Consider the following 1398-nt stretch of genomic DNA (forward strand, 5'->3'; position numbering starts at 1 on the left):
ATTCCAATCAAGCCCATATTGTTTAAATGCTTTGTTAAATGACTTTCTTTGAATCTCTGAAGTTTCGACAATTGATCCAATAGAACCAAAAAGTAAAGCTTTGTAATACTTCAACCTTTTACAGCTCCAGCAGTTAAACCACTAATAACCTGTCTTTGAAAAAACATCACCAACATAAATAGAGGGGCTGTTGCTGAAACTACTGCAGAAACTGCCCACATTAAATTACCTTCATGCTGATTTGTTCCTAAATAACTTTGAATTTTTGGAACCATTGTATGATTTTCTTGGTTTAAAAGTAATGCGGTTACCGTAAAATCATTGTAAGCAAGCATTAAACTAAATAATCCTGCAGTAATTACTCCTGGCCACATCACTGGCATGATAATATGTCTAAAAGCTTGAAAGTATGAACATCCATCTATTAAAGCACTTTCATCAAGCTCTTTAGGGACTGTTTTAAAAAATGAATATAGTAACCATAAAGTAAATGGTTGATTAATTGCAACTAGCACAATAATAGTTGTAGGGAGAATTCCCCATATTTGTAATTGAAAAAATGGAAATAAATATCCAGATACTAAAGTGATGTGAGGCATTGCTCTAAATATTAATGCAGCAATTAATATCCAAAATGCATATCTTTCGGTTGATCTTGAAAGAGCGTAAGCACCAAGTGTTCCTAAAAACAAAGAAATACTTACGACAAATACAGTCACAATTATTGTATTCTTTGAAGCTTTCCAAAATTCTCCTTCAGTCCAAGCTTGGGTATATGCATCTGTTGTAAATTTTCCACCAGTTTCAATTAAAGTGTTAAAAGCAGAAATTGCATACCACCAATCTGATCTTGAAAAAAAATCAGCTCTAACTTTAAATGATCCCCAAAAAGTCCAAATGAAAGGAAAGCAAGCAATTAAAAGCCAAACGATAATAAAGATTGTATTAAAAGTTTTTAAACTTGTTGATTTTTTATCTAAACCATAATCCATAATTATCTCGCTGTCTTAAATTCTTTCCATGTTCTTATTAAAACTGGCGCTAATAAAATTGCTATACCAACAATCGTCATCATAGAGGTTGCTGCAGCAGATCCAAATAATATTACTTCCTCATTAACTAAATTATCATAGATTAACCATGATAATGATTGCGCACTTCCTTCAGCACTGAAACCAATTATTGGCTCAAAAACTCTAAAGTTATCCATTAACGAAATCAAAGCCACAAATGTAACTACAGGATAAATATGTGGTAACACTATATGTTTAATTCTTTGAAACCTTGAAGCACCATCAATAATTGCTGCTTCCACTGGTTCTTGAGGAACTGTTTGAAGAGCTGCATAAAATACTACAAATGCAAAAGGTGAATGATGCCAAATTCCATATATAATAA

General features: G+C 32.2%; 2 protein-coding genes. Both read right to left on the reverse strand.

Annotated features, from left to right (window positions below):
• Window positions 1-110 precede the first annotated feature (110 nt).
• Window positions 111-992 carry a carbohydrate ABC transporter permease gene (locus AMO08_RS01590; protein ID WP_075484542.1) on the reverse strand — a complete coding sequence of 294 codons (882 nt, stop codon included), beginning with the start codon at window positions 990-992 and terminating at the stop codon, window positions 111-113.
• Between the two features lie 2 nt (window positions 993-994).
• Window positions 995-1398: carbohydrate ABC transporter permease (locus AMO08_RS01595; RefSeq protein WP_143323785.1), on the reverse strand; the 404-nt coding region annotated here is incomplete at its 5' end.

The organism is Candidatus Pelagibacter communis (assembly GCF_001180205.1).
GTDB lineage: Bacteria > Pseudomonadota > Alphaproteobacteria > Pelagibacterales > Pelagibacteraceae > Pelagibacter > Pelagibacter ubique_O.